2 protein-coding genes are annotated in these 4441 nt (G+C 67.6%); both read right to left on the reverse strand.

Going from position 1 to position 4441, the window contains the following annotated elements:
- Positions 1 to 268: 268 nt before the first annotated feature.
- The gene (locus TX83_RS10470) at positions 269 to 1222 is read right to left on the reverse strand and encodes a Nudix family hydrolase (protein WP_064747895.1); all 954 of its coding nucleotides are present in this window, start codon (positions 1220 to 1222) and stop codon (positions 269 to 271) included.
- Positions 1223 to 1328: 106 nt separating this feature from the next.
- On the reverse strand, positions 1329 to 4046 hold the full coding sequence (secA, locus tag TX83_RS10475) for a preprotein translocase subunit SecA (RefSeq protein WP_064747894.1): 2718 nt from the start codon (positions 4044 to 4046) through the stop codon (positions 1329 to 1331).
- Between the last annotated feature and the right edge of the window lie 395 nt (positions 4047 to 4441).

Consider the following 4441-nt stretch of genomic DNA (forward strand, 5'->3'; position numbering starts at 1 on the left):
ATCAATAGCGAAGGCGTTGATTTCTCTGCGCGTCCCGTGGTCGCGGCTTACGCCACTCCTACTCCCGCGACAGTTTCGGGCTTCGATCTATGACGTCGGCGTTGGGATTTCTACGGGCCTGTGGTCGCGACTTACGTCGCTCCTACAAGTGGGCACCAGGCGAAAAGATGGCGGGACTGAAGGGCCGCAGGAGCGGCTCATGCTGCTGCCGCATCGGCAAACACTCGCCCGAAACGGCACCTCGAGACGAGGCCTCGAAGACGAGGCCTCAAACCGGCCATAAAGACCGGATCGCGGCGATGCCCTGGGCGCCATGGCGGCGCGCTTGGGCCAGATCGTGCGCGGCCAGTCCGCCGATCGCATAGATCGGCAAAGACACCGACTCGCGCAGGCGCGCGAACGCCTCCCAGCCCATGCCCAACCGGCCCGGATGACTCGGGGTCGACTGGACCGAACCGAGCACGGCGAAATCGCACTCCAGGGACTGGGCCGCACGCAACTCGTCGGCGTCGTGACAGGAAGCCGCCAGGGGCAGACCGGCCGCGAGCGGGCGGCGCTCGAATTCGCGCAACTGCGCTGCGCGCAGGTGCAGCCCCGCACCGAGCGCGGCCGCCAGCGCGGCGTCGCCGTTGATCAACACCTCGGCCTTGGCCGCGCGGCAGCGTTGCACCGCCGAGGCCGCCAAGCGCCGCCAGCGCGCCTCGTCGAGTTCGGGCGCGCGCAGCTGCACGCGCTGTACGCCGCTCGCCAAAGCGCGGCTCAGCGCCTCCAGCCAGGCATCATCGTCCGCGCCCGGCGTCGGCGTGACCAGATACAACGGCGCCTGCTGCAACGCCGCCACCACCGGCCGGTCGGCCGGGGGCATGGCATAGCTGGCCAGCTTGTGCGGCGGCGCCCAGACCAGGGCCTGGCCCTCGCGCCCGCGCGCGCTGCCGCGCCAGGCGCGGATCTCGCGCACGTCCAGCACCAGCCGCTTGTCGGGATAGGCTTGCGGCACCCGGATCAGCTCGGCGCCGGGTTCGACCTCGATGCCGAGTTCTTCGTGCAGTTCGCGGATCAGGGCCGCTTCCGGCGTCTCGCCGGGCTCGCGCTTGCCGCCGGGGAATTCCCACAGCCCGGCCAGATCGCGGCCCTCGGTGCGGCGGGTCAGCAGCACCCGCCCGCGCGCGTCGCGGATCACCCCGGCGACGACGTCCACGAGTCGGGATTGGGGATTGGGGATTGGGGATTGGGAAGCGACGGCGCTGGCGGCGGCCGCCGCGTCGCTCGAAGTCGGTTCGGTCTTGCTGTTGCCAATCCCGAATCCCGAATCCCGAATCCCCGCTTCCTCAGGCCAACTGCCCATGGCAGTGCTTGTACTTCTTGCCGCTGCCGCAGGGGCAAGGGTCGTTGCGGCCGATGTTGGCGAAGGCCTCTTCGGAGACCTGCGCGGCCTCTTCGTCGGCGCCGAAGCCGCCGGCGGAGGCGTGCTGGAACTGCATCTGCCGCGCCTGCGCCTCGGCCTGGGCGCGCTCGGCAGCCTCCAGCTCGGCGATTTCCTGCTCGCTCTGGATGCGCACGCGGGCCAGGATGGTCACCACCTCGCGCTTGACCTTGTCGAGCATCTCCGAGAACAGCTCGAAAGCTTCCTTCTTGTATTCCTGCTTGGGCTGCTTCTGCGCGTAGCCGCGCAGGTGGATGCCCTGGCGCAGGTAGTCCATGCGCGCCAGATGCTCCTTCCAGTTCTGGTCGAGCACGTTGAGCATGATGTGCTTTTCCAGCATGCGCATGGTCTCGCTGCCGAGCTGCTGCTCGCGCGAGGAGAAATGCGCGGCGACCGCGTCCTGGACCTGCTGGGCAACGGTCTCGGCGTCCAGTTCCTCGGCCTTGCGCGCGGTCTCGACCAACGGCACGTGCACGTTGAGTTCCTGCGCCAGCGTCGCCTCTAGGCCCGGCAGATCCCACTGGTCGTCGACCGAGTTGGCCGGCACATGGCGCTGGACCAGGTCGGCGACCACATCAAAGCGGATGCCGTCGACGTTGTCCTGCACGCTCTCGGCTTCCAGCAGCTCGTCGCGCTGGCCGTAGATGACCTTGCGCTGGTCGTTGTTGACGTCGTCGAAGTCGAGCAGGTTCTTGCGGATGTCGAAGTTGTGCGCTTCGACCTTGCGCTGCGCGTTGGCGATCTGCTTGGTCACCAGCGGGCTTTCGATGATGTCGTCTTCCTTCAGGCCCATCCGCGCCATCACCTTCTGCACCCAATCGGCGGCGAAGATGCGCATCAGGTTGTCTTCGAGCGACAGGTAGAAACGCGACGAGCCCGGGTCGCCCTGGCGGCCGGCGCGGCCGCGCAGCTGGTTGTCGATGCGGCGCGATTCGTGGCGCTCGGTGCCGATGATGTGCAGGCCGCCGGCGGCCTTGACCTGCTCGTGGCGCTCCTGCCAGGCCGCCTTGAGCCGCTGGTGGGTGACTTCGTCGACCGGCTGGCCGCCGTTTTGCGCCGCCAGTTCGGCCAGTTCGGCTTCCAGCGAACCGCCGAGCACGATGTCGGTGCCGCGGCCGGCCATGTTGGTGGCGATGGTGATCGCGCCCGGCCGGCCGGCCTGGGCGACGATGTTGGCCTCGCGCTCGTGCTGCTTGGCGTTGAGCACTTCATGCTTCACGCCCGCTTCGGTCAGCTGCTGGCTGAGCATTTCCGAGACCTCGATCGAGGTCGTGCCGACCAGCACCGGCTGGCCGCGCTCGTGCGCCGCCTTGATCTCGTTGAGCACCGCCCGGTACTTGCCGTTGCGGTTGAGGAACACCTGGTCGGAATGGTCCTTGCGCTGCGCCGGACGATGGGTCGGGATCACGATCACTTCCAGGCCGTAGATGCTCTGGAACTCGTAAGCCTCGGTGTCCGCCGTACCGGTCATGCCGGCCAGCTTCTTGTACATGCGGAACAGGTTCTGGAAGGTGATCGAGGCCAGCGTCTGGTTCTCGCGCTGGACCGGCACGCCTTCCTTCGCTTCCACCGCCTGATGCAGCCCGTCCGACCAGCGCCGGCCCGGCAGGGTGCGGCCGGTGAACTCGTCGACGATCACCACCTCGCCGTCGCGGACGATGTAGTCCACGTCGCGCTGGTAGATCGCGTGCGCGCGCAGCGCGGCGTTGAGGTGATGGACCACGCTGATGTTCTGGCCGGCGTACAGCGAGTCCTCGTCGCCGAGGATGCCGGCCTTGCGCAGCAGGTCTTCGGCGTGTTCCTGGCCGGCTTCGGACAGGTGCACCTGCTTGCCCTTCTCGTCCACCCAGTAGTCGCCCTCGCCGTCCTCGGCGGTCTGCCGGGTCAGCGACGGGACGATGCGGTTGACCTTGATGTACAGCTCCGGCGACTCGTCGGCGGGGCCGGAGATGATCAGCGGGGTACGCGCCTCGTCGATCAGGATCGAGTCGACTTCGTCGACGATCGCGTAATGCAGGCCGCGCTGGAATCGGTCGTCCTTCGACAGCGCCATGTTGTCGCGCAGGTAGTCGAAGCCGAATTCGTTGTTGGTGCCGTAGGTGATATCCGCGGCGTAGGCGGCGTGCTTGTCGCTGTGCGGCATGCCCGGGTAGACCACGCCCACGCTCAGGCCGAGCCAGTTGTACAGCTTGCCCATCCAGGCCGAGTCGCGCCGCGCCAGGTAATCGTTGACCGTGACCACGTGGGTGCCCTTGCCTTCCAGGGCGTTGAGGTACACCGGCAGGGTGCCGACCAGGGTCTTGCCCTCGCCGGTGCGCATTTCGGCGATCTTGCCCAGGTGCAGGACCATGCCGCCGATCAGCTGCACGTCGTAGTGGCGCATGCCGAGCACGCGCTTGGACGCTTCGCGGCAGACCGCGAACGCCTCGGGCAGCAGCTTGTCCAGCGATTCGCCGTCGGCGATGCGCTTCTGGAATTCCGGCGTCTTGGCCTGCAACTGGGCGTCGGAGAGCTTTTCCATCTCCGCTTCGAGCGCGTTGATCTTGACGACGGAGCGTTGCAGTTGGCGCAGCAGGCGGTCGTTGCGGCTGCCGAAAACGCGGGTAAGCAAGCTGTTGAGCATGAACGGGTCCGTGTAAAGCGAACGGGGTTGCGCAAGCGGGACGATCTAAGAGCGCGCCGCCGGCGGCAAGTTCCCCAGGAATCCAGAGCGACCGGCTCTCCCGGGCGTTCGGCTGTCGCCGAAACGCAATCGGGGGCGCCGTGCGCCCCCGATCGGATCGAGCCTGGTCTTTGGCCACACCCATTCTAGCGTGGGGGGCGACCTGAACGGTATCAAGGGGGTTGGATGCCGCTGAATCGCGGAACTTTGCCGAATGCCGCGGTTCGGGATGGGGTCGCTGAATTGGGGCGAAGGGGGGTGGCTATCGCTTCAACCGCTGCTTGCGGCTTGGCGGGGGCGGTGGGGACGTGGACCGACGGGACCTTACGCGAGCTTGGGCGCGGCGGGCGTTCGTC

The sequence above is a fragment of the Lysobacter antibioticus HS124 genome, assembly GCF_000336385.2.
GTDB classification, from domain to species: Bacteria; Pseudomonadota; Gammaproteobacteria; order Xanthomonadales; family Xanthomonadaceae; genus Lysobacter; species Lysobacter firmicutimachus.

Bases quoted from the DNA above. Each gene is read 5' to 3' on its own strand.
- secA (WP_064747894.1), bottom strand. From the start codon at position 4,046: ATGCTCAACAGCTTGCTTACCCGCGTTTTCGGCAGCCGCAACGACCGC.